Genomic DNA, 24,272 nt, shown 5'->3' with positions numbered 1-24,272 from the left:
CACAAATGATTTAAATCGTCACACCGCAGCAAAGAGGCCGTTCAGCTTTCACCTAGACAGTAAAAAGCCCGCACAAGCGGGCTTTTTCTTAGTGGCCAATGTATTGAGCACGCGGCCGGATCAACCTCGGAGCTTGGTTGAATTCAAAGAAGTGAGCACTCCAGCCGACAATTCGCGCACAGGCGAACAAGGCAGTAAAGAAATGCTCCGGAATGCCCAACGCCAGATAAACCGCACCTTTATAAAATTCCAGGTTGGCGTAAATTTCTTTGTCTTTTTTGGCAAACTCCACCTGACAAGCCGCCTCCACCGCCATCAGGGTTTCCATCAACCCCTGATAGTGGGTACCTTCACAAAATTGCTCAGCCATGGGCTTGAGAATACCAGCACGAGGGTCCAGGCGGCGGTATTCCCGGTGCCCCATACCCATGATTTTGACTTTGTCCGCCAGCGCCTGAGCAACCCAGCCGGCGGCTTTCTCGGCACTGCCAATTTTACGGGCCATTTTAATAGCCGCCTCATCGGCCCCACCATGCAAAGGCCCGGACAAAGCGCCCAGGCTGGCACTGATACTGGCGGCCAGACTAGCCTGGGTTGAGGCGACTACCCGGCCGGCAAAAGTGCCAGCGTTATAGCTGTGATCAATTTGCAGGATCTGTACCGTTTCCAGGGCGCGAATGGCCTGTTCACCCGGCGGCTTACGGTTAATGCCGGTGAGCAACTTTTCGGTAAAACCCAACCCGTCCGGCAGCGGCTCAACAGCACCGTAGTGCGCCAGGTTGTGCCAGACCCGGGTGATAGCACTGAGCTTGGCAGTCAACACCAGGCTGGCTTCCAGGTGTTCCGGCATGAAGGCTGGCAAAGGTGTGCGGGCACGGGTATCGGTAATGGGGACCAAAGCCTGTAGTACCGCCATGGGGTGCTGATCACGGCCCAGCTGTTCCAACACCCGCATTTCCACCGCAGCCAGCTCTGCCTCGCCAGCGAGCCAGCCATCAAGTGTGCGGGCTTCATCTGCGCTCAGTTGCCGGTCAGCCAGTACCAGTGCAATCACCGCGGCCAGAGGGGCTTTGGCCAACTGCTGAATATCCTGGCCTCGGTAACTCAGGCGGCCAATATCACCTTCGACATTGGATATGGCTGTAGCACCGACCAACACACCTTCCAGGCCAATATTTATCTCAGTGCTCATAGATCGCTTGCCCATCGTGAAATTAATGAGCCGTTATTAAAAGCCCCTTTTCGGTGTTAATCTAATCAAACTAAATGAACTTTCGATAAGTCAGGCTTATCAAATGCGATTGGAAAGCGGCGAACTGCGTATTTTTCATACCTTGGCCAAGGTAGGAGGCTTTCGTAGTGCTGCCAACGAACTGCACCTGACCCAATCGGCCGTCAGCCAGTCCATTAAACAGCTGGAGGCCAAGCTGGGCCAGACACTGGTGCTGCGGCAACGCCCTATCAAATTGAGTGCTGCCGGGCGGCGGCTTTTTCATTATGCCGATGAGCAGCTGCGCCAGGAGCAGTTGGTACTGGAAGACATTGACCGCCTCAGCCAGGGGGCCAACCAGGAACTGAGCGTCGCCATTGACAGCACCAATAATCGCTTTGCCGGGCCGGATCTGGTGGCGCTGTTTAGCCAGCAGTGGCCGCAAACCCGCTTGCGGATCATCGAACAGCCGTCACGTAGCATCGTCCAATCGGTGCTGAACGGCGAAGTCGAGCTGGGGCTGGGGCCTTTTGAAACCCGCATGGCGCAGTTCGAGCGTATCGCTATTTATGAAGAAAATCGCCGGCTGCTGATCAGCCCACAACACCGGCTGCACCAGCAGCCGTTAAGCAACAGCCAACTGGGACGCATTCCGCTGGTTGTTTCTTCACTGGATGAACCGGATCAACGCCCTTATCCAGACAAACTGCGCGATCATTTTCAGATGATCTGGCAGATCTCCAGCCTCAACCTGCGCCTGAGTTTAATTGACCGGGGACTGGCTGTTGGCTATATCAGTGACCGGGTTATTGCTGAGTTGCCGCAGTTACAGCACTTGCGGCCATTGGATGAGTTTCCCTTTGCTTCTATCGAACGCCAGGTGGGCATTTTCTTTGTCAAAGGCCATAGCCTGAGCCCGGCAGCACTGGATTTTATCGGTGTCTGTAAAGATTACTGGCACTAACCATCGCCACGAGAATAAGGAAATTTCAGGTGTCCATAGCGGATCACCAGCACTGTTAACGCCAGGATCAAGGCGGCACTGGCGACAATAAGCATGCGCAGGTTGTCCATTTCCTTCATATCCAGAATCAAATAACGGGCAAGGGCTACAATCGTTATATAAAGGGGCATGCGCACGGGCAGCTTGCCGGACTCCAAGTACAGCGTCACCATCGCCAGTACTTCCAGATAGATAAACAGCAGCAGGATGTCGGCCAACTCCACTGCGCGGTTATCAATCATGGTCCAGACTTCCTCACCGATGAGGATCAGCGTGGCCAGTCCAACAATGTATAACACCAGATCCTGAGCCAGGATCATCAGCCGCCGACCAGCGCTTTGCATCGGGTTCATCAGTCTGCCTTTTTCCGAGAAGCTGCTCTCACCCTACGTCGAGTTGACTGGACAATCAATGACCAACCGCTAAAGTACAAATAGTGACATGCAAAGAGGGCCGCCGGTGGTCAAATACCGTGAATTACCGCGCCGGGTGTTTGAATATCCGGTGCAGGTTCAGCTCAAACAGGATGGTCGCCATTTTGATGGCATGGCGCTGGATGCCGGCGAGAAAAGCCTTGGCGTATTACTGATGGAACCGGTGCCTGAGCACGTGCCGGCGGTTGTCGAATTCATGGACCGGGAGCCGCAATTAAAGCTGTCTGGCACCATCACCTATTGCACCCGTACGGACTACGGTGTGCGGATAGGTTTCATCCTCGATAATGAAGCCAGCCAGCCTGACGATCTGTTTCCGGGCGAGGACGACGAGCCCTCAGCCCCGTGACAAATAAACGGTAATTTCTTCGCGGTCGTAATACAGGTGTTTGGCCGCCAGCCGGTAACCTAGGCCAGCCTCTTCCAGGCGGGTATAGATAAGCTCCAGGCACTCCTCCACCGTATGGAAGCGTCGCTTCACCGGCAGTTTCAGGTTAAAAATGGCCTCCTGGCACCAATCATCGATAAACCAGTCGCAGATCCGCCCGGCCACTTTCTTCGGGCTGTCGATCATGTCGCAAACCAGCCAATGCACATTGCGCTTTTTCGGCAACCATTTGAAGCCATCGTCACGCACATGCTTGACTTGGCCACTGTCCATCAAAGCCTGATCCATAGGGCCATTATCAACAGCGGTTACCATCATGCCTCGACGCACCAGCTGATAAGTCCAGCCCCCGGGAGCTGCCCCCAAATCCACCGCATTCATGCCGGTTTGCAGGCGTTTTTCCCGCTGAGTTTTCGACAAAAAGGTGTAGAAGGCCTCTTCCAGCTTCAGCGTTGAACGGCTGGGCGCGTCCTTGGGAAACTTCAGCCGGCTGATCCCCATCAAGTGCGGGTTATGGGTGCGCGGCAGGGTGTAACCGATATAAGCGCTGTCGGTTGCGGTAAAGCAGACATGCAGCACTGGTTTTTCGGCCTCATCACGACTGGTCAGCTTGCCAGCCTTACGGAAAAAAGCCCGCATTGGCGTGGCAATGGCACGGCATAATCGGTTCAGTTCCTTACCGGCATTGGTGTCTGGCGTTTCCACCCATAACTGACCACACTCCGGCAAGTCTTCTGCTGCCGCCATGTACAGAGGATTAAGGCGGTCATCCAGAGGTAAATCGGTTACCAGTGGCGCCACGCGGATCATCTGCCGGGCAAAGATCAGCTGGCTGACCGGTAATTGCCCCAGCAACTTGCCGGCGTCATTGACTTCATAGCATTCAAACAAGACCAGGCCGGTATTGCCCTTGAGGCGGCAAAAACCGTATACCCCTCGCTCAGCAGCGCGGGCTTCAATTTCCTGGGCACATTCACCTTCAAAGCCAGGGCGGCAATAAAGCAGCAGCTGTTTCACAGATTCTCCTTCAAGGCAGCGACCATCAACGCCAGCCACCCCAGTACCAGACACACGCCACCGATAGGAGTAATGGGTCCAAAAAATGTTTTGCCGGTCAGTGCCAGCAGATACAAACTGCCGGAAAAGAGCACGACCCCAACGGCAAAAAGCCAGCCGGCGGTAGTAAGCCAGTGGCTGTTAATACGGCCCGTCAGCAACACCACTGCCAGCAGTGCCAAGGCATGCCAAAACTGGTAACGCACGCCCGTTTCCACCACTTCCAGCATCTGGGCTGATAACTGACTCTTCAGGCCATGGGCCGCAAAAGCGCCCATCAGCACACCACTGGCACCATAAAACGCGGCCAGCGCCAGAAATCCTCGCATCAGGCGGTCTCCTCGATAAATGCCAGCATGGCTTTGATGGCCGCTTGCAGGTTGTCCGACTCGGTCAAGCCACTGCGCTTGCGCGGTTTAAAACTGTGGTCACCGTCAGGTAGAAACTGCACGGGGATTGTCAGGCCGTAACCTTCGACTTCCGCGCGGGCGCCAAAGGTATCTCGCTCCCCCTGCAGGATCAAGCCAGGTACCGTTAATTCGTCAATAGGCGCCATTCGCAGTCGCTCTGGTTTACCTGGCGGATGAAAGGGATAGCCCAGGGCCAGCACTCCCCGCACCGGCCAGCCGCGCGCCGCCAGAGCGGTGGCACTGAGCATGGCCACTCGCGCCCCCAACGACTTACCAGCCAGCCACAGTGGCCGTGGTGTTTCACCACAGGCATCAAGCATGGCCTCGACCAGTACCGGCAATTTATCCGGCGGCCGCGGCTTGCCAGCGGCAATGGCTTTTTGCATATAAGGGAAATCAAAGGTGGTCACCGCCACCTCTGCCGCGACCAGCCCTTGCTTGATGGTTTCAATGAACGGGTGCTGCTGGCCAGCACCGCTACCGTGCGCCAGTACCAGCTCAGCCTTGGACATCAGCGTCTTCCGGCAACATCCGGTGCTCTTCGGCTTTAACCAGCGCCAGCAGCCAGTCTCTAAAGGCGGTGATTTTGCCCTGCTCCGCCTGCGATTGCTGGCAGACCAGATAGTAAGCATAGGGCGAACGCAATACCTGATTAAACGGCACCACCAAACGGCCGGAACTGATGTCAGGCTCGGCCAGCACCGAATGTGCCAGGGCAATACCCTGACCATGCATGGCGGCCTGCTGCACCATTGTCGAGTGAGAAAAAATAGGCCCCTGGTTAACCTTGATCAGGTGGCTCAGCCCCAGATGTTTAACCCAGGATTGCCAGGCTTTACGGCTGCCATCATGCAATAGGGTGTGATGCACCAGATCTTCCGGGCTGGCCAGCGGTTTGGGGCCAGCCAGCAATAACGGTGAACAGACCGGGATCAGGTATTCGGTTTGCAGGCGGTCAGCCTGTAGCCCCGGCCAGTGCCCGCGGCCATAGTAAATAGCCACATCCACATCGTCGGTGAGGCCACCTTCTTCTGTTTCAGTTGCTTTGATGCGCACATCAATATCCGGGTGCGCCTCCGCAAAGCGGCTCAGCCGCGGCACCATCCACTGAATCGCATAACTTGGCTGCAGTGCCACCGTCAGGGTGCCTTTGGCACTACGGGCCAACACCCGCGCCGTGGCTTCCACCAGGTGAGTGAAAATATCTTTGATATCGAGGTAGTAACTCTGCCCTTCTTCGGTGAGCAGCAATGAGCGATTGCGGCGGCGAAACAGCTTCAGGCCAAGGTGGTCTTCGAGGGTTTTGATCTGGTGGCTAATGGCCGCCTGCGTCACAAAAAGCTCCTGTGCCGCGCGGGTGAAACTAAGATGCCGGGCGGCGGCCTCAAAGGCCTTTAGCGCATTTAGCGGCGGCAGGTGACGGGCCATGGCTACCTTCAGTGGTTGATAAGTTTTTCTAATGTTGAGCGATTATATGGCAAGCACTGGCCAGCAGCCAGCACAGTAAAAAAGCGGCCGCAGCCGCTTTATTAACTCCGGGTATCCAGTGGCTCGAACGACTTCACCAAGTCATCTACCGCTTTCATTTGCCGCAAATAAGGTTCCAGAGCCGCCAGCGGTAATGCGCAGGGGCCGTCACATTTGGCCTCATCAGGGTTGGGGTGCGCTTCAATGAACAGCCCCGCCAGGCCCAGCGCCATACCACTACGCGCCAGCTCAGCAGCCTGAGCACGGCGGCCATCGGCGCTATCGGCCCGGCCACCGGGCCGTTGCAGTGCGTGGGTAGCATCAAAGATAACCGGCACATTGAAATGTTTCATTTCATCCATGCCCAGCATATCAACCACCAGGTTGTTGTAGCCAAAGCTACTGCCACGTTCGCAAAGCATGACCGTGTGATTACCGGCCTCCACAAATTTTTTCAGGATATGGCGCATCTCATGGGGCGCCAGAAACTGCGGTTTTTTAACATTGATCACCGCCCCGGTTTGCGCCATGGCGACCACCAGATCAGTCTGACGCGCCAAAAACGCTGGCAATTGGATCACATCACACACCTCGGCCACCGGTTTTGCCTGCCAGGGTTCGTGAACATCAGTGATCACCGGAACATTGAAGGTATTTTTGATTTCTTCAAAAATTTTCAGCCCCTCTTCCATACCGGGGCCACGATAAGAGTGAATGCTGGAACGGTTGGCTTTATCAAAGCTGGCCTTGAAAACGTAAGGGATCGCCAGCTTGTCAGTCACATTGACGTAATGCTCACAAATACGCATCGCCAGATCACGAGACTCCAGCACATTCATGCCACCAAAAAGTGTAAAGGGCTTGAGATTGCCCACTTCGACACGACTACCAATGGCAATATTTTCCTGCATGTAAAATCCTCAGGCTGCAACAAACTGCATTAACTGGCCACAAAGCCAGGCAACATAAGTACCCAGGGCATAGCCCAGTACCGCCAGTAACACCCCCACCGGTGCCAGTGACGGATGAAAAGCGGAGGCCACCACCGGCGCCGAGGCCGCTCCCCCGACGTTAGCCTGCGAACCTACCGCCATGTAAAACAGCGGGGCACGAATAAGCTTGGCGACAATCAGCATCAAGGCGGCATGAAAAGCCATCCAGATACCACCGATGACAAAATAAACCGGGGTATCCTTGATGGCCAACACATTCATTTTCATACCGATAGTGGCCACCAGAATGTATAAGAATGCGGACGCCACCTTGGACGCTCCAGCCGCTTCCAGTTGCCGGGCTCGAGTAAAAGACAGCACCAGGCCAATGGTGGTGGCGGTAATAATCATCCAGAAAAAGTGCGAATGCAGGCTGTAGCGCTCACCCCAGGGGGCATGCTGCACCATCCACGGTGTAACCACATCAGCTGTGAAATGGGCCAGGCCGGTGGCGCCAAAACCAATCGCAACAATCAGCATCAAATCGCGCAGACTGGGAATGCGGGCATGTTTGGCATGAAAGGCTTCGACCCGCTCCCGTAACTGGCTGATAGCCCGGGTATCGGCGCCGGTGCGGGCATCGATGGCATCAGCGCGGGAGGCCAAAAACAGCAGTACTGCCATCCAGATGTTGGCCACAATCACATCTACCGTCACCATCGCCGAAAAGATGCTGTCGCCTACCCCGTAGACTTCTTTCATGGCCGCCTGGTTGGCACCACCGCCGATCCAGGAGCCGGCAATGGTGGTCATACCGCGCCAGAGTGCATCCGAGCCCTGCTCAGTACCGATAGCACTGGGGTCGATGATGCTCATCACACCAATCGCCAGCGGGCCGCCGATGAGAATACCCAGAGTACCAACCAGAAACATCACCAGCGCTTTTGGCCCCAGGCCAAAAATAGCTTTGAAATCAATAGCCATGCACAACAACACCAAGCAAGCTGGCAACAGGTAGCGGGAGGCGACGTAATACAGGTTGGAATGTTCGCCATCAATCACCCCAAAACTATTGAACAGCGACGGCAGGAAGTAACACAGCAGCAGGGCCGGTACGAAGGTATAAAAACGCTTCCAGAAGGGGCTGTCAGCCTGGCTGGTATAAAACACCAGGCCCAGTAACACGGCCAGCAGCCCCAGAACCGTCGCGTCGTTGGTCAGCAGCGGCGTGGTCATGGTCATTGCTCCTTTGTCGATGGTGCTCAGTGCAGGGTTACATCCTGCCCGGTTAAGCCATCCATTTTGGTTTTCAGCAAACTGCAGGCCGGATCATCCGGGCACTGCTCGATAAAGTAGCTCAGATCGTCCCGGGCCGGCTCGGCGCATTCCAGCTCCGCCAGCAGGTAACCACGGTCACGAATAAGATAGGGGTCGTCCGGGTCCAGCTCAACCATCGCCTGCGTCACCTTCACCGCTTCCATCAAGCGGCCATCACGGGTCAGTGCCCCTTTGGTTGACCCCAGCAGCTTCAGCAACAGGCCCTGATTATCCAGCGGTTGCAAGTGGCGTTCGTCAAGGCGCTGCCAGTTACCTTTGGCGCCACGCAGCCATAACTCCAGCTCCGCCAGCGGGTGCCAGTGGCCAGCCAATGGGTCAAAAAAGGCATCAGGTTGCAACGGGCTGGTCAGTACCAGGTGAGTGGGAAAATTGATCCCTTGCAGGGGAATACCGGCATTGTCGGCAAAATCCAGCAGCAATAGCCCAAGCGCAGCACTGCCGCCCCGGCGCTCACCAATTACTGACGTCAGTAAACAACCCTGGCTGGTGTATTGCGCCTGCTCGGAGCTGAACGCCAGTTCCTGATAAAAAAAGCGCAGCAGGCTGTCCAACCGCTGACTGGCCGGGCAATCGGCCAAGCGCAGGTTAAGGTTGTCACGCCAGGTCAACAGCCGCTGTTCAAATGCTCTGACATCCTGCTGCGACAGCTCTGCCGCCAAGTGCAGCGCCGTGAGCAAGGGGCTGGCAGAACGGCTGGCCAATCGCTGGCAAAGATCAGGCGACAACATCAGCCAACCACCAGGGCCATTTTTGTCACCGCCAGTTTGGCGGCAAACAGTATCCAACCATAGGCACCTAACAATGCAAACAACCGCATCAAGCGCCGCCGTTGCGGTTGTAACGCCACCACTGCCAGCACCACATACGCCACCAGGGCCAGTAATTTTTCGGTTAACCAGGGGGTTTGAAAAGGAAACATGCCCAGCAACAGACAGAGGCCAAAAGCACTGAGCAGTAACAGACTATCAACAATTCGCGGGGTTAATGTCCACAGTTTGCGCTGCCGCCAGTCGCGACCACGCCAGTCCAGCAGAAAACGCCAGCTCAGTAATATCAGGCTGGCGACGATGGTCAGTACGTGCAGATATTTTAGGGAAGAGTAAAGCAACGCCATGGCCGGACTCAGGTAACAAAAGGGTTACCATTTTACCCAAATACGCCTGCGTTGTCTTGCCAGCAGCCAAGAGAAACCCGCTGATTGCCACCGAGATCGCGAATACTGCGCACCTGAGTAAAGCCCTGCTGCACTAATAACCGGCTAACCGCCTCGGCCTGATCATAACCATGCTCCAGCATCAGCCAGCCTGCAGGTTCCAGATAGTCTGGCGCCGCGGTGATGATATGACGCAAATCCGCCAGGCCGGCGTCATCAGCCGTCAGGGCACTGCGTGGCTCAAAGCGCACATCCCCTTGGTGCAGGTGCGGGTCGGCCGGGTCAATATACGGTGGGTTGGCCACTATCAGCCCAAAACGCTGCCCGGCCACTGGCGCAAACCAGCTGCCATGAAGCACCGTCACCGCCACCTGATGCCGAGCCACATTACGCTCTGCCAGCTCCGCTGCCGCCGCAATACGCTCTACCGCCACACCCTGCCAGTGCCGGCGGTGATAGGCCAGCGCAATGGCAATAGCACCGGTGCCAGTACCCAGATCAAGAAAGTGTCTGGGGCTGTCCGGTAACACTAAGGCGGCATCTACCAGGGTTTCAGTATCAGCACGAGGGATCAGTGTGTGGGCATTAACGGCCAGGGGCAGGCCATAAAATTCTTGTTCACCCAGTAAATGGGCTATAGGTTCGCCCTGCTGGCGCCGGGCCAGCAAGGCTAAAAAATGCTGCTGCTGGCTGGCCGTCAGCAGCCGCCCCGGGTAGGCCAGCAATTGCACCCGGGTGGCGCCGCTAACATGCTGCAACAGTAATTGCGTATCCAGTACCGGCGAGTCGCCACCGGCCAGTAACTGGCGGCCCTGCGCCAGAGCCTCGGCCAGTGTCATTGGTTACCTTGGGCCAGTGCCGCCAGCAGATCGGCCTGGTGTTCTTGCAGCAATGGCTCCAGCAGCAAGGTCAGCTGGCCATCCATGACTTCATCAAGGCGATACAGAGTCAGGTTAATGCGGTGGTCGGTGACCCGCCCCTGCGGGAAATTATAAGTGCGTATACGCTCGGAACGATCGCCAGAGCCTACCAGTGAGCGGCGCGTGGCCTCTTCTTCACGGCGGCGCTTTTCGTCTTCCATAGCCTGAATGCGTGATGCCAGCACTGACATGGCCTTGGCTTTGTTTTTATGCTGCGAGCGCTCTTCCTGGCACTCCACCACCACACCGGTTGGCAAGTGGGTAATACGCACCGCCGAGTCGGTACGGTTAACGTGCTGGCCACCGGCCCCGGAGGCACGAAAGGTATCAATACGCAGATCGCCAGGGTTGATATCCACCGCTTCGGCATCAGGCACTTCAGGCATCACCGCAACAGTACAGGCGGAGGTATGAATACGCCCTTGCGATTCTGTTGCCGGCACCCGCTGCACCCGGTGGCCTCCGGACTCAAACTTGAGCTTGCCGTAGACGCCGTCACCGCTTAGCTGGGCAATCACTTCCTTAAAGCCACCATGCTCACCGTCATGGGCTGACACCACTTGCAGCCGCCAGCCCTGCCGCTCGGCAAAACGGCTGTATAAACGAAACAGATCACCGGCAAAAATCGCCGCTTCGTCACCACCGGCACCGGCGCGGATCTCCAGGTAAGCATTGCGCTCGTCATTGGGATCTTTAGGCAAAAGCAGGATCTGTAGCTGTTGTTCCAGGCTGTCGATGCGTGCCTTGGCGCTGGCCACTTCCTCGCGGGCCATCTCCTGTAACTCGGCGTCGCCGCTCGCCAGCATGTCTTCGGCGTCTTGCAGATCAGTCTGCGCCTGCTGCAACTGGCGGTAACAGCCAGTCACACTTTCCAGTTGGCCAAATTCTCGCGACAGTGCCTGAAAACGGCTCTGTTCGGCGATCACTGCCGGTTCAGACAGCAGCGCCTGCACTTCTTCAAAACGCTCTTGCAGATTATCAAGTTTGGCAACAATGGATGGATTCATGAAGGCTCTCGAGCAGACAGGCCCAGGGCGTCCTGCAGGGTTTCCAGACGGGCAAAATCCCCTTTAGCGCCGGCTTCTGCCAGGGCCTTGGTGGGGTCGTGGATCAGGCGGTTAGTCAGTTGGCTGGACAGCCGTTCCAGAACTTTTTGCGGATCGGCGCCACTTTGCAGCTGGTTCAGCGCCTTTTGCACCAGCTCCTGGCGCACCAGTTCGGCCTGAGCACGGTAATCACGAATGGGGTCGACGGCAACCAGGCCATTGAGCCAGTTGGCAAACTGCTGCACCTGCTCCAGGATCATATGCTCAGCATCGGCCGCCGCCGCTTCGCGGCGGGCACGGTTTTCATCGATGATGTGCTGCAAGTCGTCGACTGTATACAAAAAGGCATCATCCAGCTCTGCCACTTCTTCTTCGATATCACGAGGCACAGCTAAATCCACCAGAAACATCGGTTTGTGGCGCCGCTGTTTCAATGCCCGTTCCACCACACCCTTACCGATGATGGGCAAGGGGCTGGCAGTAGAGCCAATCACAATATCCGCTTTGTGCAGATGCTCCGGCAGTGCTTCCAGAGTCATGGCCTGGCCCCCGATGTGCGCGGCCAGCCCTTCGGCGCGGGCCAAGGTACGGTTGGCCACCATCAGTTTGTTCACGCCCTGCTCACGCAGGTGGGTGGCCACCAGTTCAATGGTTTCACCGGCACCGATCAGCAACACCTGGGTATCGGCCAGGTTCGGGAAAATACGCCGTGCCAGCGACACCGCAGCATAAGCAACGGACACCGCACTGGCACCAATATCAGTTTTGGTGCGCACTTCTTTGGCAACGTGAAAACCGTGCTGGAACAGTTTATCGAGTAATTGCGCCACAGTGCCGGCCTGGCGGGCCTGGGTATATGCCTGTTTCAATTGTCCGAGGATCTGTGGTTCGCCTAACACCAGTGAATCCAGCCCACAGGCAACTCGTAGCAGGTGGCCAATGGCGGCATCGCCCTGATGGATATACAGATGTGGCGCCAATTCGGCATCACTGAGCTGATGAAACTGTGCCAACCAGCGGCTGACCGACTGCGGGTCATCGCCGTGGCAGTAAACCTCGGTGCGGTTACAGGTAGACAACACCACCGCCTCGGCCACGCCAGGCACCTGCGGCAGCTCGGCCAGCGCCACAGGCAGACTGTCCGGCCCGAAGGCCACCTTCTCACGAAGGGCCACAGGAGCCGTTTTGTGGTTAATGCCGATAGCCAGCAGGGTCATTGGAAGCGGTGGGTCTCAGTGCAATTGGCGTCGGCAATTCTACTGAAAAAACATCAAGCATGGAAACGTCACGGCCTGCACCGCTATACTGGCCGCCATGAAAAAATACAGCCTCATCGTTTTGCTGACGTTACTTTTTGCCGGTTGCGCCAGTGCCCCTCAGGGCCAGTGGCCAGCCCCGTCAGCGCCGTTGAACCGGTATGCGTTACTGGGCAAGGTAGCCATTATTACCCCCAAAGAGCGCCACAGCGCCAATCTTTACTGGCAACACCTGGGTCAGCAATACAGTCTGAAATTGACCAGCTTTCTGGGTACCCGCATTCTCAGCCTGGATGGCCAGCCAGGCCAGGTCACTCTGGTTAACGGTGACGGCACCTACCACGACAGCGACCCACAGCGGCTTTTATACCGGCTGACCGGCTGGCAACTGCCCATTAGCAGCTTCAACCACTGGCTGCTTGGCCAGGCCGGCAGTCACGATACCGTCACGGCACATAACGCCCAGGGGCAGTTACAGAGCCTGGCAAGCGGCCCCTGGCAGGTGCGCTTCAGCCATTACCAGCAGCAAGCAGGCCGCTGGTTACCCGGGGCGCTAAGCATTCGTCGTGACTCACTGTTTATCAAATTGCAGATCAATCAATGGCAACCACGCTGAGCCTGCCGGCACCGGCAAAACTGAATCGCTTTTTGTTTATTACCGGCCAGCGGCCGGACGGCTATCATGAGCTGCAAACCCTGTTTCAATTTCTCGATTACAGCGACCAGCTGCATTTTCAGCGCCGTGATGATGGCCAAATCCACCTGCACGGTGAGATGTCAGGGGTTGCCCACGATGACAACCTGATCGTGCGCGCCGCCCGGCTATTGCAAACCGACAGCGCCAGCCCGTTCGGCGCGGACATTCGTGTCGACAAAGTGTTACCCATGGGCGGTGGCCTGGGCGGCGGTTCGTCAGATGCGGCGACAACCCTGCTGGGCCTCAACCAGCTCTGGCAAACGCATATTAGCCTCGAGCGCCTGGCGGTGTTAGGGCTGACTTTGGGAGCCGATGTGCCGGTTTTTGTGCATGGCCGGGCCGCTTATGCAGAAGGGGTCGGTGAGCGCTTTCAGCCTGCCCGCCCAGACACGCCCTGGTTTTTGGTGGTCAAACCACCGGTAGAGGTCAACACCGCTTCGGTATTTCAGCATCCGGCGCTGACGCGTGACACGCCAAGGCGGGTCATTGACGCGATCCAGCCCACAGAATGGGAAAACGATTGCGAAGCTGTGGTTTTTAAGCAGTACCCCATTATTGAAAAGGTTTTTTCGTGGTTGCTAGAATACGCGCCGACAAGGATGACGGGTACCGGCAGCTGCCTGTTTGCGCGTTTTGACCGCCAGGCGGACGCTGCCGCGACCCTGGCCCAACTGCCACCGCCATGGCAGGGCTTTATCGCCAAGGGGATGAATCGGTCACCGCTGCATGTGCGGCTCGCCATCCCGGCATGATTTGCAAGGCCGGCTTTGCCGGTCAACACTGAACCTACAATGCCCCTGAGGTCCTTACCGTGCCTGACATCAAGCTTTTCGCTGGTAATGCCATTCCCGAACTGGCGAAGAAAATCGCCGACCGCCTGTACATCCCCCTGGGTGATGCTGACGTAGGCCGTTTTAGTGACGGCGAAATCAGCGTCCAACTCCACGACCATGTACGCGGCCTGGACGTTTTCATCATCCAGTCCACCTGTGCACCCACCAACGACAACCTGATGGAGCTGGTGGTGATGGTTGACGCCTTGCGCCGCGCCTCAGCCGGTCGTATTACCGCAGTCATGCCGTATTTTGGCTATGCCCGCCAGGATCGCCGGGTGCGTTCTGCACGGGTGCCGATCACCGCCAAGGTTGTGGCTGACTTCCTGTCCAATGTCGGCGTTGACCGGGTGCTGACTGTCGATCTGCACGCTGAGCAGATCCAGGGCTTTTTCGATGTACCGGTGGATAACGTCTTTGGTACGCCGGTACTGCTTGAGCACATGAAGGCGCAAAATTTTGACCGCCCGGTGGTAGTCAGCCCCGATATTGGCGGTGTAGTGCGAGCCCGGGCAGTGGCCAAACTGCTCAACGACACCGATTTGGCGATCATCGACAAACGTCGCCCCCGCGCCAATGAAGCGCAAGTCATGAACATCATCGGTGACGTACAAGGCCGCGACTGTATTATTGTTGACGACATGATCGACACCGGCGGCACCCTTTGCAAAGCCGCCGAAGCACTGAAAAAGCACGGTGCCCGCAGCGTCTTTGCCTATGCCACGCACCCGGTGTTCTCCGGCAACGCCGCCGATAACATCACCAATTCCTGTATCGATCAGGTGGTGGTTACCGATACCGTGCCGCTGTCAGAAGCCATGAAGCAGTGCGGCAAGGTTACCCAGCTGACGCTGTCGAGCATGCTGGCCGAAGCCATTCGCCGGGTGTCCAACGAGGAATCCATCTCGGCCATGTTTGAGTAATCGCCAACCACAAAAAAGCCGCACCCGGCGCCAACAAGGGCGTCACCGGTAACGGCTTGTTGCTCAAAAAGGCCTCGCCGTTGCGAGGCCTTTTTGTTGCAATGGCGCGGCATAAAACCTCAGGAGAGTACCGTGTTTATTGTCAGCCTCACCTACCAGTGCGACCTGGACGCCATTGACGCCGCCTTGCCAGCCCATGTGCAATGGCTCAAGAATGCCTACGCTAACGGCCAGCTCATCGCTTCTGGCCGCAAAATTCCCCGCACCGGCGGCGTGTTACTGTCAAAGCTCACTTCCCGCGACGAACTGGACGCCTTGCTGGCAGCCGACCCTTTCTATCAGCAGCAACTGGCGCGCTACGAGGTCATCGAATTTGAAGCCAGTATGGTGGCTGCCGGTTATGAGGTACTGCAATAAAGGCATATTAAGAAAGCCAGTATCAACAAACGCTTAGTGAATGTTACTGACAACACGTCAGGTTCAGTGCCGTATTTCACTGGTTTAGGGGCACGTTCACCGTTACAGTATTGGCAAGACCCAACAGTAAAATCACCATGCACCTGGATCTATTCTCCTCACTGGTTTCCTTGAGCTTGCTGTGCACCTTGATGGGAATATGGATGTTGGTCGCCAGTTTCAGTCGGCGACATCAGGCAAAAGAGCAACGTATCTGGGCCACTGCCAGCCTGATGATGGGGCTGGCCTATGCGCTGTTTGCCGGCCGCGGTACTTTGCCGCTGATCTGGTCGCTGGTGATTGGTAATGCCATTTTCACCCTGGCTTTTGCAGCCTATACCCTGGCTATCAGCCGGCTGCTCAAACGCCCTGCTTATGCCAAAAGCATGCTGATTGTTGCGCTGATTGGCGCCGCCAGCCTCTATTACATGGAGATTGTTCGCGGCACCAGCGCTTATCGGATCCCAATATTGTCACTGCCCTCGTTATACGTCTGGGGCATCGCCCTTGCCGAAACCCTGCGCGATTTCATTCAGCGCCGCTCGGCCCATGTTGGCGCCATGGGGCTGGTATTTTTCGGTCTTATCGGCGTTTCTTTACTGCGCCTTGGTTGGAGCCAGTTTCAAGGCTACCTGGGCTATCAGGGGCTGCCAACCGGCCACCCGATGCTGGTAGCCAGCAGCTTTATGCTCATGCTGGCACCACCGTTACTGACAGTAGGTTTTTTTCTGCTTTGCACCGAGCAGGATCAGAAAAAACTCGAAGCCCTGGCTTTAGAAGACCCACTCACCGGTATCGCCAACCGCCGGGCAGTGCTGGAACTGGCCGAACACAGTATCCATGTGGCCCGACGCCAGGATGCGCCATTGGCCTGCGTGCTGTTCGATATTGATCACTTCAAAGATATCAACGACCACCACGGCCATGCTGCTGGTGATGCGGTGCTTATCCACCTGGCTGACAGCATCACCGCGCGGCTGCGTGACGGGGATATTTTTGGCCGGGTCGGTGGCGAGGAGTTTTTACTGATCTTGCCTAATACCACCCTGCAAGGGGCCGTACAACTGGCCGATGTGCTGCGCCAGCAGCTCACCAACCTTCCCATGCAGTGGGACAAGTTGCGCATTGATGTCAGTGCTTCGTTTGGCGTCACAGCCTTACAGGCAACGGACCAGAGCCTGGAAACATTGCTCCAGCGGGCCGATATGGCCATGTACCGGGCCAAAGAAGCCGGGCGCAATCAGGTTCAGGCATTAAGCCCTACTGCCACCCAGCCGCCACTTTCCTCTGATCCGGCCCCAGCCTCTTAATTTCGGAGCCTTCATGCTACTGCCACCGAGCATTCAGCCAGGCAACCTTAACGGCCTACCCTGCCTGCATATTCACCACCGCGAGTGCCAAGCCACCGTCGCCTTGCAAGGCGCTCAATTACTGCATTTTCAGCCTGCAGGGCAACCTCCTTTGCTGTGGCTGTCAAACACTGAAGACTTTGCCGCTGGCCGTCCCATTCGTGGCGGCATACCGCTATGCTGGCCGTGGTTTGGTAACAACAAACCCATGGCGGCGGCACCGGCACACGGTTTTGCTCGCAATCGCCTGTTTACGCTGCAAAGCGCCAGTGACGATGGCACTCATATCCACTTGCGTTTTACACTCCCCGACACCACCAGCGAGCACTGGCCACACGCCAGTAGCCTGACGCTCACCATGACACTAGGGCAGCGTGCCACTGTGATCCTAACCACCACCAATACCGGCCAACAACCCTTCACCCTGACTCAGGCACTGCACAGTTATTTCCCGGTGCAGGATATCAACGCCACAACTGTCAGCGGCCTGGATGGCAGTAATTACCTGGAGTTTGACCAAGGCCCGATTTCGCAAACCGCCGAAGTCAGCATCCATGGCGAAGTAGACCGCCAGTACCTAACCAATAACCCCGTGCAGCACATTCACACGCCGGCAGGAACCATTGCAGTCAGCCGTTTGGGCAGCCGCAGCCTGGTGCTGTGGAACCCCGGCGCCGACAAAGCCCGAGCACTGCCCCAATTCCCCGACGATGGTTATCAGCACATGCTGTGCCTGGAAGCAGCCAATGTACGAAGCGACAGCATCACCCTCGCCCCTGGTCAGCACCACAGCCTGAGCACCATTATCGGCTGGTCCAAAGTTACCTAACAGTAACCGTTATTGTATGAGCCTTGAGTGCTTACTGGTCGGGCGCTATACACCTGAATGACCGTTGCTCATTGTCGGGATAGGATCATCCTCACTGATATTTTTCTTTATTTCATGACCCACAAAAACCTACTGGCCGCGCCCTCACTAACAAAAAGCCCCGCACAAGGCGGGGCTTTTTTCAGCTTTATACAGCGACCATTACTTGTTGCCAAGCTTCTCGCGGATACGGGCGGCTTTACCGGTACGGCTGCGCAGGTAGTACAGCTTGGCACGGCGAACGTCACCACGACGCTTAACTTCAATTTTGGCGACGACCGGGCTGTGTGTCTGGAACACACGCTCAACGCCTTCACCACTTGACATTTTACGGACGGTAAAGGAAGAGTGCAGACCGCGGTTACGCTTGGCGATAACCACACCTTCAAAAGCCTGCAGACGCTCTTTATCGCCTTCTTTTACACGGACAGACACAACCACAGTGTCACCAGGCGCGAAGGCCGGGACGTCTTGTTTGAGCTGCGCGTCTTCAATTTGCTTGATGATGTTATGCATAGTTTCAATTTCCCTAGGTGTAACTGAGACTTAACTTTGACCCGCTTGTTCGCGGATATATTCAGCAAGAAGTTTTTCCTGCTCGTCAGTCAGAGCTAGGTTGTCCAGCAAATCCGGACGCCGTTGCCAGGTACGCACCAATGACGTTTGCATACGCCAACGGCGAATAGCCTGGTGGTCACCACTGAGCAAGACTGCTGGTACCGCCATACCGTCGAGAACTTCCGGCCGCGTGTAGTGGGGGCAATCAAGTAACCCCGCCGCGAAGGAGTCTTCTTCAGCAGATTGTTCATGACCCAATACGCCCGGCACCAGCCGAGCCACTGCGTCAATCAGTACCATGGCAGGGAGTTCCCCGCCAGAAAGCACGTAATCACCGATAGACCATTCTTCGTCTATCAGGCTTTCAATCACGCGCTCATCTATGCCTTCGTAGCGGCCACATACCAACACCATATCGGTGGTGCCAGCCAGTGTCCGAACGCCTTGTTGGTCCAGCTTTCTGCCCTGAGGCGAAAGGTAAACCACCTTAGCCTGCGCGCCCACTGCTGCCTTGGCGGCAGTGATAGCGTCTTTTAGCGGTTCGACTTTCATTAACATACCGGGGCCACCGCCATATGGCCGGTCGTCCACGGTACGATGCTTGTCTGTGGTGAAATCACGCGGATTCACACACTCGAGCCGCACTAAACCCTTTTCAATGGCTCTGCCCACCACGCCATGCTCGGTCAATGCCCGGAACATGTCGGGGAACAGGGTAACAACCGCCAGCTTCATCAGAAACCAGGGTCCCAGTCCACCTCGATAACACCGTTACCGGTGTCAACCGCCTTGATGAACTGATCCATGACAAAGGGGATCAATCGTTCACGTTGACCAAAACTGTCGCGGCTGTTGGCTTTAACTACCAGTACATCGTTCGCGCCGGTTTCCAGCAGGTGATCAACTTTACCAAGGTCGTAACCCTGTTGGTTGACTACCCGCAGACCTTGCAGGTCACGCCAGTAGTAATCGCCTTCAGCCAGTGTGGGCAGCTGGTCGGCAGAAACCGCAATTTCCAAGCCGTTCAGCAGCTCCGCACCGTTGCGATCGCTGATTTGGTCCAAGAGCACAACCAGGCCCTTGTTGTGGCGTCGCCATTTGACGATGCCGCGCTCCTGCCATTGCCCATCACGGCCCAAAAGCCAGGGTTGGTAGGAGAAGATAGCTTCCGGGTCATCAGTAAAGGAGTGCACTTTGACCCAACCGCGGATGCCGTAAGGGGCGCCGAGTTTGCCAACAGTGATCATTTCCATGAAATGCCCTTACCTTGCCGGAACGGCAATTAAGCCTTGTTGCTCTTGACCAGCTGAGCAACGCGATCAGACATGCCTGCACCCTGGGCAACCCAGTGATTGATGCGGTCCATATCCAGACGCAGTTTCTCTTCCTGGCCACGGGCGATGGGGTTGAAGAAGCCAACGCGCTCGATAAAACGCCCATCACGGGAGAAGCGGCTGTCAGCAACGACAACTTGATAGAACGGACGCTTTTTCGCGCCGCCACGTGCCAAACGAATGGTAACCATACCGTCCTCTTGGTTAATACAAGTGAATGGCGGACCCAAGGGGCCCATGCTGTAAAGCCCGGCAATTTTACTCAGATTGCGCGGTTTTGCAAGAAAAGGGGGCAGGTGTATTACAGACAGCTGAAGCGGCCTTGGCCGCTTCAGTAAAAAGGCTTACATACGGGGCATTCCGCCGGGTGGCATCATACCTTTCATACTACGCATCATTTTCATCATGCCGCCTTTACCGGATATCTTTTTCATCATTTTCTGCATTTGCGTAAATTGCTTAAGCAATTTGTTCACTTCATGCACTTCAACACCGGCACCAGCGGCAATACGGCGCTTACGTGAACCTTTGATGATGTCCGGGTGGCGGCGCTCGCCCGGGGTCATGGAGCTGATGATGGCCCCCAGGCGTTTGGTCAGTTTGTCGTCCATCTGATCTTTGACCTGCTCGGCCATTTTGCCCATACCCGGCATTTTATTGAGCAACCCCATCATGCCGCCCATGTTGTTCATCTGCTCGAGCTGTTCGCGGAAGTCTTCTAAATCGAAACCTTTGCCTTTTTTGACCTTTTCCGCCAGCTTGGCGGCTTTTTCCCGGTCAACTTTCTGTTCGACTTCTTCTATCAGCGACAGCACATCGCCCATACCGAGGATCCGCGAGGCAACCCGGTCAGGGTGGAACGGCTCCAGAGCATCGGTTTTTTCACCCATCCCCAAAAACTTGATGGGCTTACCGGTAATGGTACGAATCGATAGCGCCGCACCACCACGGGCATCACCGTCAACCTTGGTGAGGATCACCCCGGTCAGGGGCAGTGCTTCATGAAACGCCTTGGCGGTATTGGCAGCGTCCTGGCCGGTCATGGCGTCGACCACGAACAGCGTTTCCACCGGGTTGACGGCGCTGTGCAGGCGCTTGATTTCGTCCATCATGTCGCTGTCGACATGCAGGCGACCGGCGGTATCCACCAGCAGCACGTCATAAAAGCCTTTTTTGGCGGCCGCGATGGCGCCGTTGGCAATGGCAACCGGATCTTGCGAGATATCGGACGGGAAAAACGACACCTCGATATCATTAGCCAGAGTTTCCAGCTGTTTGATGGCCGCCGGACGGTAGACGTCGGCACTGACCACCATCACCTTCTTCTTGTGGCGCTCCTTGAGGAATTTCGCCAGCTTACCCACAGAGGTGGTTTTACCCGCCCCTTGCAGGCCCGCCATCATTACCACCGCCGGTGGCTGCGCTGCCAGGTCAAGCCCTTCGTTGGCTTCACCCATGGCAGCTTCCAGTTCATCGCGAACAATTTTGATAAAGACCTGGCCAGGACTCAAAGACTTGCTGACCTCCGCCCCCAGCGCCCGCTCCTTCACCCGCGCGACAAAGTCACGCACCACCGGCAACGCCACATCGGCTTCCAGCAGGGCCATACGCACTTCGCGCAGGGTGTCTTTGATGTTGTCTTCGGTCAGACGCCCCCGGCCACTGATGGTTTTCAGGGTGCGGGTCAATCTGTCACTGAGGTTGTCAAACATCGGTCTTTATCTCGCGGCTAGCAGTGGCCGCCAGTATAACGCAAACCGCCCCCGGCACTGAAAGGGTCGCTGTTACTTTTCCCTCTGCTCGCTTACAGATAGAATGTGTTCATCATTTTTTAACGGCCCCAGCCATGCTGACCACCACCTTTTCCGTGATTGCCATTGTGCTGTACGTGCTGGCCACCGTGTTGGCCGCTCGGCGGCTGTTTAATCATGAAGGCCCCAACCGCCGCCTGACCGTGACACTGGGCATGTTTGCTGCCATGGCGCACTTGCTGAGCCTGGCCATATTGATCTCCAGCGGCGACGACCAAAACATGGGTGTAATGATTGTTGCTTCCATGGCGTCATGGGTGGTGGTGATGTTCATGAACACTGCGGCGATGCGCCTACCGGTATTGCAATTACTGCCGTTGGTGCATGGTTTTGCCGCTCTGGTGGTGCTGACGGCCTGGCTGGTGCCGGTGAAATGGATGCTGCACCTGCGCGCCGAACCTGAAGTGGTGGTGCACATTACACTGAGCCTGATCGCTTACGCTGTGCTGGTAGTTGCAGCACTGTATGCATTGGAACTGGCCTTTATCAGCCGGCAACTCAAGCACCGCCGGTTATCCACCCTGCCGGCCTTTTTACCGCCACTGATGACCGTGGAACGCCAGCTCTTTCAACTGATGCTGGTGGGGTTGATTGTGCTGAGTCTGGCGCTGTTGTCCGGCTTCGTGTTTTTAGAAGACATGTTTGCCAAAAAGCAGATGCATAAGACAACACTGTCACTGGTAGCCTGGTGTGTGTACGCCACGGCCGTTTTTGCCCATTACCGCCATGGCTGGCGAGGTAAAGGCGCTGTCTGGGCCAGCCTTGTTGGCGCCGCCTTGCTGACAGTAGCCTATTTCGGTAGCCGCTTTGTGCAGGAAGTGATCCTGCGCTCTTGATCACGCACCCTCATTCGCGTAGTAAAATGAGGGTTACCGCTAATGTAAAGGAAGCCCCTTTTGGACGACATATCGACGAGTACCCTACTGATTAGCCTCGTGGTACTCATTCTCTTGTCAGCCTTTTTCTCCAGTTCCGAGACCGGCATGATGTCCCTCAACCGGTACCGGTTACGCCACCTCACCAAAGAAGGTCACCGTAGTGCCAAGCGCGCCAGCGAGTTGCTGGAACGCCCTGACCGGCTCATTGGCCTGATCCTGATTGGTAATAACCTGGTCAATATTGGTGCTTCTGCCATTGCTACCATTCTGGGTGAAAGGATCATGGGTGGCTTGGGGATTTTATTGGCCACAATATTCCTTACCTTGGCGGTATTGCTGTTCGCCGAAGTCACTCCCAAGACCCTGGCGGCCCTTTACCCGGAAAAAATTGCCTTCCCTGCCTCGGTTGTGCTGAAAGTCATGCTGAAGGTGTTTTATCCCTTTGTGTGGGTGGTTAACGGCATTACCAATGGCTTGATGGCGCTGCTGGGAATTAAGCCCAACAGCGGAACCGGCGACGCCCTGTCAGGGGAAGAATTGCGTACCGTGGTGGCCGAAGCCGGCGCCATGATCCCGCGCCGCCACCGCGACATGCTGGTATCGATACTGGATCTGGAAAAAGTGCAGGTGGAAGACGTCATGACCCCTCGCGCCGAGATCAAAGGTATCGATATCAATGATGACTGGTCTCGTATCGTCAAGCAGCTGACCAATGCCCAGCACACTCGCATGCTGCTGTACCGCGACAACATCGACGATGCTGTTGGTTTTGTGCACGCCCGGGATGCCCTGCGGCTGTTGTCTCGCAACGAATTCAGCAAGTCCACACTGCTGCGCGCCGTGCGCGAGATTTACTTTATTCCGGAAGGCACACCACTGAACGTGCAGCTGCTGAAGTTTCAGCGCAACAAAGAGCGTATCGGCCTGGTGGTCGACGAATACGGCGATATTCAGGGGCTGGTGACGCTGGAAGATATTCTTGAAGAAATTGTCGGCGACTTTACCACCGACATGGCGCCGGCACCGCATGAAGAAATCATTCCACAGCAAGATGGCAGCTATCTGGTGGAAGGCAGTATTTCTTTGCGTGAGCTGAACAAAGAGATGCACTGGGACTTTCCTACCGATGGCCCAAAAACCCTCAATGGCCTCATCCTTGAATATCTTGAAGAAATCCCCGATGCCAACTTGTCATTGCGGGTTGCCGGTTACCCGTTGGAAATCGTCGACGTCAAAGAAAACATGGTGAAAACGGCGCGCATTATGCCGGCACTAAAAAGCCATTAAAAAAGGCCGCTGTTGCGGCCTTTTTTCAGAATAACCAGTCCCAGAAGCTGCGGTTCAGCTCGTCCTTGCAACCTTTATACTGTTTGGCAAAGCGCCAGGAACGATTGCGCACCTTGCGCGCCACCGCTTTGAGCCAGCCCTTGCTGGCATAGGTTTTACGGCGGTACCCGCCCCATCCTTCGTGGTAGTTAAGATACAGGGCGTAGGCATCCCATTTCGACACGCCGTTGATTTTATGGGTTTTATCGATATACCAGCCCATAAAATCAAGTGCGTCGGCAAAGTCGTCGCGATCCGCTCCCCAGTTGTCCGTTTCCCGCATATAGTCGCGCCAGGTGTCGTCTTTAGCTTGGGCATAACCATAAGCACTGGATACCCGCCCCCAGGGAATGAACCCCAGCAGGTAGTCTCGCGGTGGCAGCGCGTTGTAACGAAAACTCGACTCCTGGTAGAGCATGGCAAAGGGAACCTGCACCGGTACACCCCATTTTTTCTGAACATCCAGCGCAGCGTCATACCAGTCGCTTTTTTCCTTAAAAATGGCGCAGATGTTGTTGGGATCGCGCGGCGGTGCAGTGGCGCATCCAGCCAACAGGACAGCAATCAGAGACAGTAATAGCAAGCGCATGGTGATACCAGAAAATCGTCAATCAATAAAAAGTGCC

29 protein-coding genes are annotated in these 24,272 nt (G+C 56.2%); 10 read left to right on the top strand and 19 right to left on the bottom strand.

Annotated features, from left to right (window positions below; all coding sequences use genetic code 11):
* Positions 1-88: 88 nt before the first annotated feature.
* Positions 89-1,192, bottom strand: coding sequence for a citrate/2-methylcitrate synthase (locus WDB70_RS03275; protein WP_406666584.1), 1,104 nt, complete (start codon positions 1,190-1,192; stop codon positions 89-91).
* A gap of 103 nt (positions 1,193-1,295) precedes the next feature.
* Between WDB70_RS03275 and WDB70_RS03270 the strand changes: the two genes are divergently transcribed.
* Positions 1,296-2,174 (top strand): LysR family transcriptional regulator, encoded by an 879-nt coding sequence (locus WDB70_RS03270; RefSeq protein ID WP_406666582.1) that lies wholly within the window; start codon positions 1,296-1,298, stop codon positions 2,172-2,174.
* On the opposite strand, the gene WDB70_RS03265 is transcribed toward WDB70_RS03270, so the two are convergent.
* Positions 2,171-2,566: a phosphate-starvation-inducible protein PsiE gene (locus WDB70_RS03265; protein ID WP_406666580.1), complete on the bottom strand. Its 396-nt coding sequence runs from the start codon at positions 2,564-2,566 to the stop codon at positions 2,171-2,173. The two genes, WDB70_RS03270 and WDB70_RS03265, sit on opposite strands and share 4 nt — an antisense overlap.
* An 88-nt stretch (positions 2,567-2,654) precedes the next feature.
* Here WDB70_RS03265 and WDB70_RS03260 point away from each other — a divergent pair, with 88 nt between their 5' ends.
* Complete coding sequence (locus tag WDB70_RS03260) at positions 2,655-2,996, top strand: hypothetical protein (protein WP_406666578.1); 342 nt, start codon at positions 2,655-2,657, stop codon at positions 2,994-2,996.
* On the opposite strand, the gene rlmM is transcribed toward WDB70_RS03260, so the two are convergent.
* The 11 genes from rlmM to hemA all read right to left on the bottom strand — a co-directional run bounded on the left by rlmM (position 2,985) and on the right by hemA (position 12,574).
* The gene (gene rlmM, locus WDB70_RS03255) at positions 2,985-4,052 is read right to left on the bottom strand and encodes a 23S rRNA (cytidine(2498)-2'-O)-methyltransferase RlmM (RefSeq protein WP_406666576.1); all 1,068 of its coding nucleotides are present in this window, start codon (positions 4,050-4,052) and stop codon (positions 2,985-2,987) included. The two genes, WDB70_RS03260 and rlmM, sit on opposite strands and share 12 nt — an antisense overlap.
* Complete coding sequence (locus tag WDB70_RS03250; RefSeq protein ID WP_406666574.1) at positions 4,049-4,420, bottom strand: DUF423 domain-containing protein; 372 nt, start codon at positions 4,418-4,420, stop codon at positions 4,049-4,051. Before WDB70_RS03250 ends, rlmM begins: the two co-directional genes overlap by 4 nt.
* Positions 4,420-5,013 (bottom strand): alpha/beta fold hydrolase, encoded by a 594-nt coding sequence (locus WDB70_RS03245; protein ID WP_406666572.1) that lies wholly within the window; start codon positions 5,011-5,013, stop codon positions 4,420-4,422. Before WDB70_RS03245 ends, WDB70_RS03250 begins: the two co-directional genes overlap by 1 nt.
* The gene (locus tag WDB70_RS03240) at positions 5,000-5,929 is read right to left on the bottom strand and encodes a transcriptional regulator GcvA (protein WP_406666569.1); all 930 of its coding nucleotides are present in this window, start codon (positions 5,927-5,929) and stop codon (positions 5,000-5,002) included. Before WDB70_RS03240 ends, WDB70_RS03245 begins: the two co-directional genes overlap by 14 nt.
* A 101-nt stretch (positions 5,930-6,030) precedes the next feature.
* A complete protein-coding gene (gene kdsA, locus WDB70_RS03235) occupies positions 6,031-6,879 on the bottom strand; it encodes a 3-deoxy-8-phosphooctulonate synthase (RefSeq protein WP_406666567.1) in 849 nt (282 codons plus the stop codon).
* A 9-nt stretch (positions 6,880-6,888) separates the two neighbouring features.
* Positions 6,889-8,136 carry a DUF819 domain-containing protein gene (locus WDB70_RS03230; RefSeq protein WP_406666565.1) on the bottom strand — a complete coding sequence of 416 codons (1,248 nt, stop codon included), beginning with the start codon at positions 8,134-8,136 and terminating at the stop codon, positions 6,889-6,891.
* A 26-nt stretch (positions 8,137-8,162) separates the two neighbouring features.
* Positions 8,163-8,966, bottom strand: coding sequence for a tetratricopeptide repeat protein (locus WDB70_RS03225; protein ID WP_406666563.1), 804 nt, complete (start codon positions 8,964-8,966; stop codon positions 8,163-8,165).
* Positions 8,966-9,352 (bottom strand): SirB2 family protein, encoded by a 387-nt coding sequence (locus WDB70_RS03220; protein WP_406666561.1) that lies wholly within the window; start codon positions 9,350-9,352, stop codon positions 8,966-8,968. The genes WDB70_RS03225 and WDB70_RS03220 overlap by 1 nt, the downstream gene beginning before the upstream one ends.
* Positions 9,353-9,384: 32 nt before the next feature.
* Entirely contained in the window at positions 9,385-10,230 is an 846-nt protein-coding gene (prmC, locus tag WDB70_RS03215; RefSeq protein ID WP_406666559.1) for a peptide chain release factor N(5)-glutamine methyltransferase, read from the bottom strand.
* On the bottom strand, positions 10,227-11,318 hold the full coding sequence (prfA, locus tag WDB70_RS03210; protein WP_406666557.1) for a peptide chain release factor 1: 1,092 nt from the start codon (positions 11,316-11,318) through the stop codon (positions 10,227-10,229). Before prfA ends, prmC begins: the two co-directional genes overlap by 4 nt.
* Positions 11,315-12,574: a glutamyl-tRNA reductase gene (gene hemA / locus WDB70_RS03205; RefSeq protein ID WP_406666555.1), complete on the bottom strand. Its 1,260-nt coding sequence runs from the start codon at positions 12,572-12,574 to the stop codon at positions 11,315-11,317. The genes prfA and hemA overlap by 4 nt, the downstream gene beginning before the upstream one ends.
* A 97-nt stretch (positions 12,575-12,671) precedes the next feature.
* On the opposite strand from hemA, the gene lolB reads away from it, so the two are divergent.
* The 6 genes from lolB (at position 12,672) to WDB70_RS03175 (ending at position 17,700) form a co-directional block, all read left to right on the top strand.
* A complete protein-coding gene (gene lolB, locus WDB70_RS03200; RefSeq protein ID WP_406666553.1) occupies positions 12,672-13,229 on the top strand; it encodes a lipoprotein insertase outer membrane protein LolB in 558 nt (185 codons plus the stop codon).
* Positions 13,214-14,062, top strand: coding sequence for a 4-(cytidine 5'-diphospho)-2-C-methyl-D-erythritol kinase (ispE, locus tag WDB70_RS03195; RefSeq protein ID WP_406666551.1), 849 nt, complete (start codon positions 13,214-13,216; stop codon positions 14,060-14,062). Before lolB ends, ispE begins: the two co-directional genes overlap by 16 nt.
* 59 nt (positions 14,063-14,121) lie before the next feature.
* Positions 14,122-15,066, top strand: a complete 945-nt coding sequence (locus WDB70_RS03190) for a ribose-phosphate pyrophosphokinase (RefSeq protein WP_406666549.1) — start codon at positions 14,122-14,124, stop codon at positions 15,064-15,066.
* 132 nt (positions 15,067-15,198) lie between these two features.
* A complete protein-coding gene (locus WDB70_RS03185; RefSeq protein ID WP_406666547.1) occupies positions 15,199-15,483 on the top strand; it encodes a YciI family protein in 285 nt (94 codons plus the stop codon).
* Positions 15,484-15,620: 137 nt separating this feature from the next.
* On the top strand, positions 15,621-16,832 hold the full coding sequence (locus WDB70_RS03180; protein WP_406666545.1) for a diguanylate cyclase: 1,212 nt from the start codon (positions 15,621-15,623) through the stop codon (positions 16,830-16,832).
* 13 nt (positions 16,833-16,845) lie between these two features.
* Complete coding sequence (locus WDB70_RS03175; protein WP_406666543.1) at positions 16,846-17,700, top strand: D-hexose-6-phosphate mutarotase; 855 nt, start codon at positions 16,846-16,848, stop codon at positions 17,698-17,700.
* A 201-nt stretch (positions 17,701-17,901) separates the two neighbouring features.
* Here the strand turns inward: WDB70_RS03175 and rplS are convergent, their stop codons facing one another.
* From rplS to ffh, 5 genes are all read right to left on the bottom strand, one after another.
* Entirely contained in the window at positions 17,902-18,255 is a 354-nt protein-coding gene (gene rplS / locus WDB70_RS03170; RefSeq protein WP_406666541.1) for a 50S ribosomal protein L19, read from the bottom strand.
* A 30-nt stretch (positions 18,256-18,285) separates the two neighbouring features.
* Complete coding sequence (trmD, locus tag WDB70_RS03165; protein ID WP_406666539.1) at positions 18,286-19,032, bottom strand: tRNA (guanosine(37)-N1)-methyltransferase TrmD; 747 nt, start codon at positions 19,030-19,032, stop codon at positions 18,286-18,288.
* Positions 19,032-19,550, bottom strand: a complete 519-nt coding sequence (gene rimM, locus WDB70_RS03160) for a ribosome maturation factor RimM (RefSeq protein ID WP_406666537.1) — start codon at positions 19,548-19,550, stop codon at positions 19,032-19,034. The genes trmD and rimM overlap by 1 nt, the downstream gene beginning before the upstream one ends.
* 29 nt (positions 19,551-19,579) lie before the next feature.
* A complete protein-coding gene (rpsP, locus tag WDB70_RS03155) occupies positions 19,580-19,822 on the bottom strand; it encodes a 30S ribosomal protein S16 (RefSeq protein ID WP_406666534.1) in 243 nt (80 codons plus the stop codon).
* Between the two features lie 153 nt (positions 19,823-19,975).
* The gene (ffh, locus tag WDB70_RS03150) at positions 19,976-21,343 is read right to left on the bottom strand and encodes a signal recognition particle protein (protein ID WP_406666532.1); all 1,368 of its coding nucleotides are present in this window, start codon (positions 21,341-21,343) and stop codon (positions 19,976-19,978) included.
* Between the two features lie 134 nt (positions 21,344-21,477).
* On the opposite strand from ffh, the gene WDB70_RS03145 reads away from it, so the two are divergent.
* Together WDB70_RS03145 and WDB70_RS03140 are read left to right on the top strand one after the other, a co-directional pair.
* Positions 21,478-22,278: an inner membrane protein YpjD gene (locus WDB70_RS03145; RefSeq protein ID WP_406666530.1), complete on the top strand. Its 801-nt coding sequence runs from the start codon at positions 21,478-21,480 to the stop codon at positions 22,276-22,278.
* A 60-nt stretch (positions 22,279-22,338) separates the two neighbouring features.
* Entirely contained in the window at positions 22,339-23,607 is a 1,269-nt protein-coding gene (locus WDB70_RS03140) for an HlyC/CorC family transporter (protein ID WP_406666528.1), read from the top strand.
* A 25-nt stretch (positions 23,608-23,632) separates the two neighbouring features.
* Here the strand turns inward: WDB70_RS03140 and WDB70_RS03135 are convergent, their stop codons facing one another.
* Positions 23,633-24,235 (bottom strand): hypothetical protein, encoded by a 603-nt coding sequence (locus tag WDB70_RS03135; protein ID WP_406666526.1) that lies wholly within the window; start codon positions 24,233-24,235, stop codon positions 23,633-23,635.
* Between the last annotated feature and the right edge of the window lie 37 nt (positions 24,236-24,272).

This window comes from Gallaecimonas aegicerasi, assembly GCF_045291545.1.
Lineage (GTDB): Bacteria > Pseudomonadota > Gammaproteobacteria > Enterobacterales > Gallaecimonadaceae > Gallaecimonas.
The sequence above is the reverse complement of the archived record's forward strand: the minus strand, read 5'-3'. Positions and strand labels throughout refer to the sequence as shown.

Excerpts from the sequence above, each read along its gene's own strand:
- WDB70_RS03275 (WP_406666584.1), bottom strand. The coding sequence starts at position 1,192 with ATGAGCACTGAGATAAATATTGGCCTGGAAGGTGTGTTGGTCGGTGCT.
- WDB70_RS03270 (WP_406666582.1), top strand. The coding sequence starts at position 1,296 with ATGCGATTGGAAAGCGGCGAACTGCGTATTTTTCATACCTTGGCCAAG.
- WDB70_RS03265 (WP_406666580.1), bottom strand. The coding sequence starts at position 2,566 with ATGAACCCGATGCAAAGCGCTGGTCGGCGGCTGATGATCCTGGCTCAG.
- WDB70_RS03260 (WP_406666578.1), top strand. The coding sequence starts at position 2,655 with ATGCAAAGAGGGCCGCCGGTGGTCAAATACCGTGAATTACCGCGCCGG.
- WDB70_RS03250 (WP_406666574.1), bottom strand. The coding sequence starts at position 4,420 with ATGCGAGGATTTCTGGCGCTGGCCGCGTTTTATGGTGCCAGTGGTGTG.
- WDB70_RS03245 (WP_406666572.1), bottom strand. The coding sequence starts at position 5,013 with ATGTCCAAGGCTGAGCTGGTACTGGCGCACGGTAGCGGTGCTGGCCAG.
- WDB70_RS03240 (WP_406666569.1), bottom strand. The coding sequence starts at position 5,929 with ATGGCCCGTCACCTGCCGCCGCTAAATGCGCTAAAGGCCTTTGAGGCC.
- kdsA (WP_406666567.1), bottom strand. The coding sequence starts at position 6,879 with ATGCAGGAAAATATTGCCATTGGTAGTCGTGTCGAAGTGGGCAATCTC.
- WDB70_RS03230 (WP_406666565.1), bottom strand. The coding sequence starts at position 8,136 with ATGACCACGCCGCTGCTGACCAACGACGCGACGGTTCTGGGGCTGCTG.
- WDB70_RS03225 (WP_406666563.1), bottom strand. The coding sequence starts at position 8,966 with ATGTTGTCGCCTGATCTTTGCCAGCGATTGGCCAGCCGTTCTGCCAGC.
- WDB70_RS03220 (WP_406666561.1), bottom strand. The coding sequence starts at position 9,352 with ATGGCGTTGCTTTACTCTTCCCTAAAATATCTGCACGTACTGACCATC.
- prmC (WP_406666559.1), bottom strand. The coding sequence starts at position 10,230 with ATGACACTGGCCGAGGCTCTGGCGCAGGGCCGCCAGTTACTGGCCGGT.
- prfA (WP_406666557.1), bottom strand. The coding sequence starts at position 11,318 with ATGAATCCATCCATTGTTGCCAAACTTGATAATCTGCAAGAGCGTTTT.
- hemA (WP_406666555.1), bottom strand. The coding sequence starts at position 12,574 with ATGACCCTGCTGGCTATCGGCATTAACCACAAAACGGCTCCTGTGGCC.
- lolB (WP_406666553.1), top strand. The coding sequence starts at position 12,672 with ATGAAAAAATACAGCCTCATCGTTTTGCTGACGTTACTTTTTGCCGGT.
- ispE (WP_406666551.1), top strand. The coding sequence starts at position 13,214 with ATGGCAACCACGCTGAGCCTGCCGGCACCGGCAAAACTGAATCGCTTT.
- WDB70_RS03180 (WP_406666545.1), top strand. The coding sequence starts at position 15,621 with ATGCACCTGGATCTATTCTCCTCACTGGTTTCCTTGAGCTTGCTGTGC.
- WDB70_RS03175 (WP_406666543.1), top strand. The coding sequence starts at position 16,846 with ATGCTACTGCCACCGAGCATTCAGCCAGGCAACCTTAACGGCCTACCC.
- rplS (WP_406666541.1), bottom strand. The coding sequence starts at position 18,255 with ATGCATAACATCATCAAGCAAATTGAAGACGCGCAGCTCAAACAAGAC.
- trmD (WP_406666539.1), bottom strand. The coding sequence starts at position 19,032 with ATGAAGCTGGCGGTTGTTACCCTGTTCCCCGACATGTTCCGGGCATTG.
- rimM (WP_406666537.1), bottom strand. The coding sequence starts at position 19,550 with ATGGAAATGATCACTGTTGGCAAACTCGGCGCCCCTTACGGCATCCGC.
- rpsP (WP_406666534.1), bottom strand. The coding sequence starts at position 19,822 with ATGGTTACCATTCGTTTGGCACGTGGCGGCGCGAAAAAGCGTCCGTTC.
- ffh (WP_406666532.1), bottom strand. The coding sequence starts at position 21,343 with ATGTTTGACAACCTCAGTGACAGATTGACCCGCACCCTGAAAACCATC.
- WDB70_RS03145 (WP_406666530.1), top strand. The coding sequence starts at position 21,478 with ATGCTGACCACCACCTTTTCCGTGATTGCCATTGTGCTGTACGTGCTG.
- WDB70_RS03135 (WP_406666526.1), bottom strand. The coding sequence starts at position 24,235 with ATGCGCTTGCTATTACTGTCTCTGATTGCTGTCCTGTTGGCTGGATGC.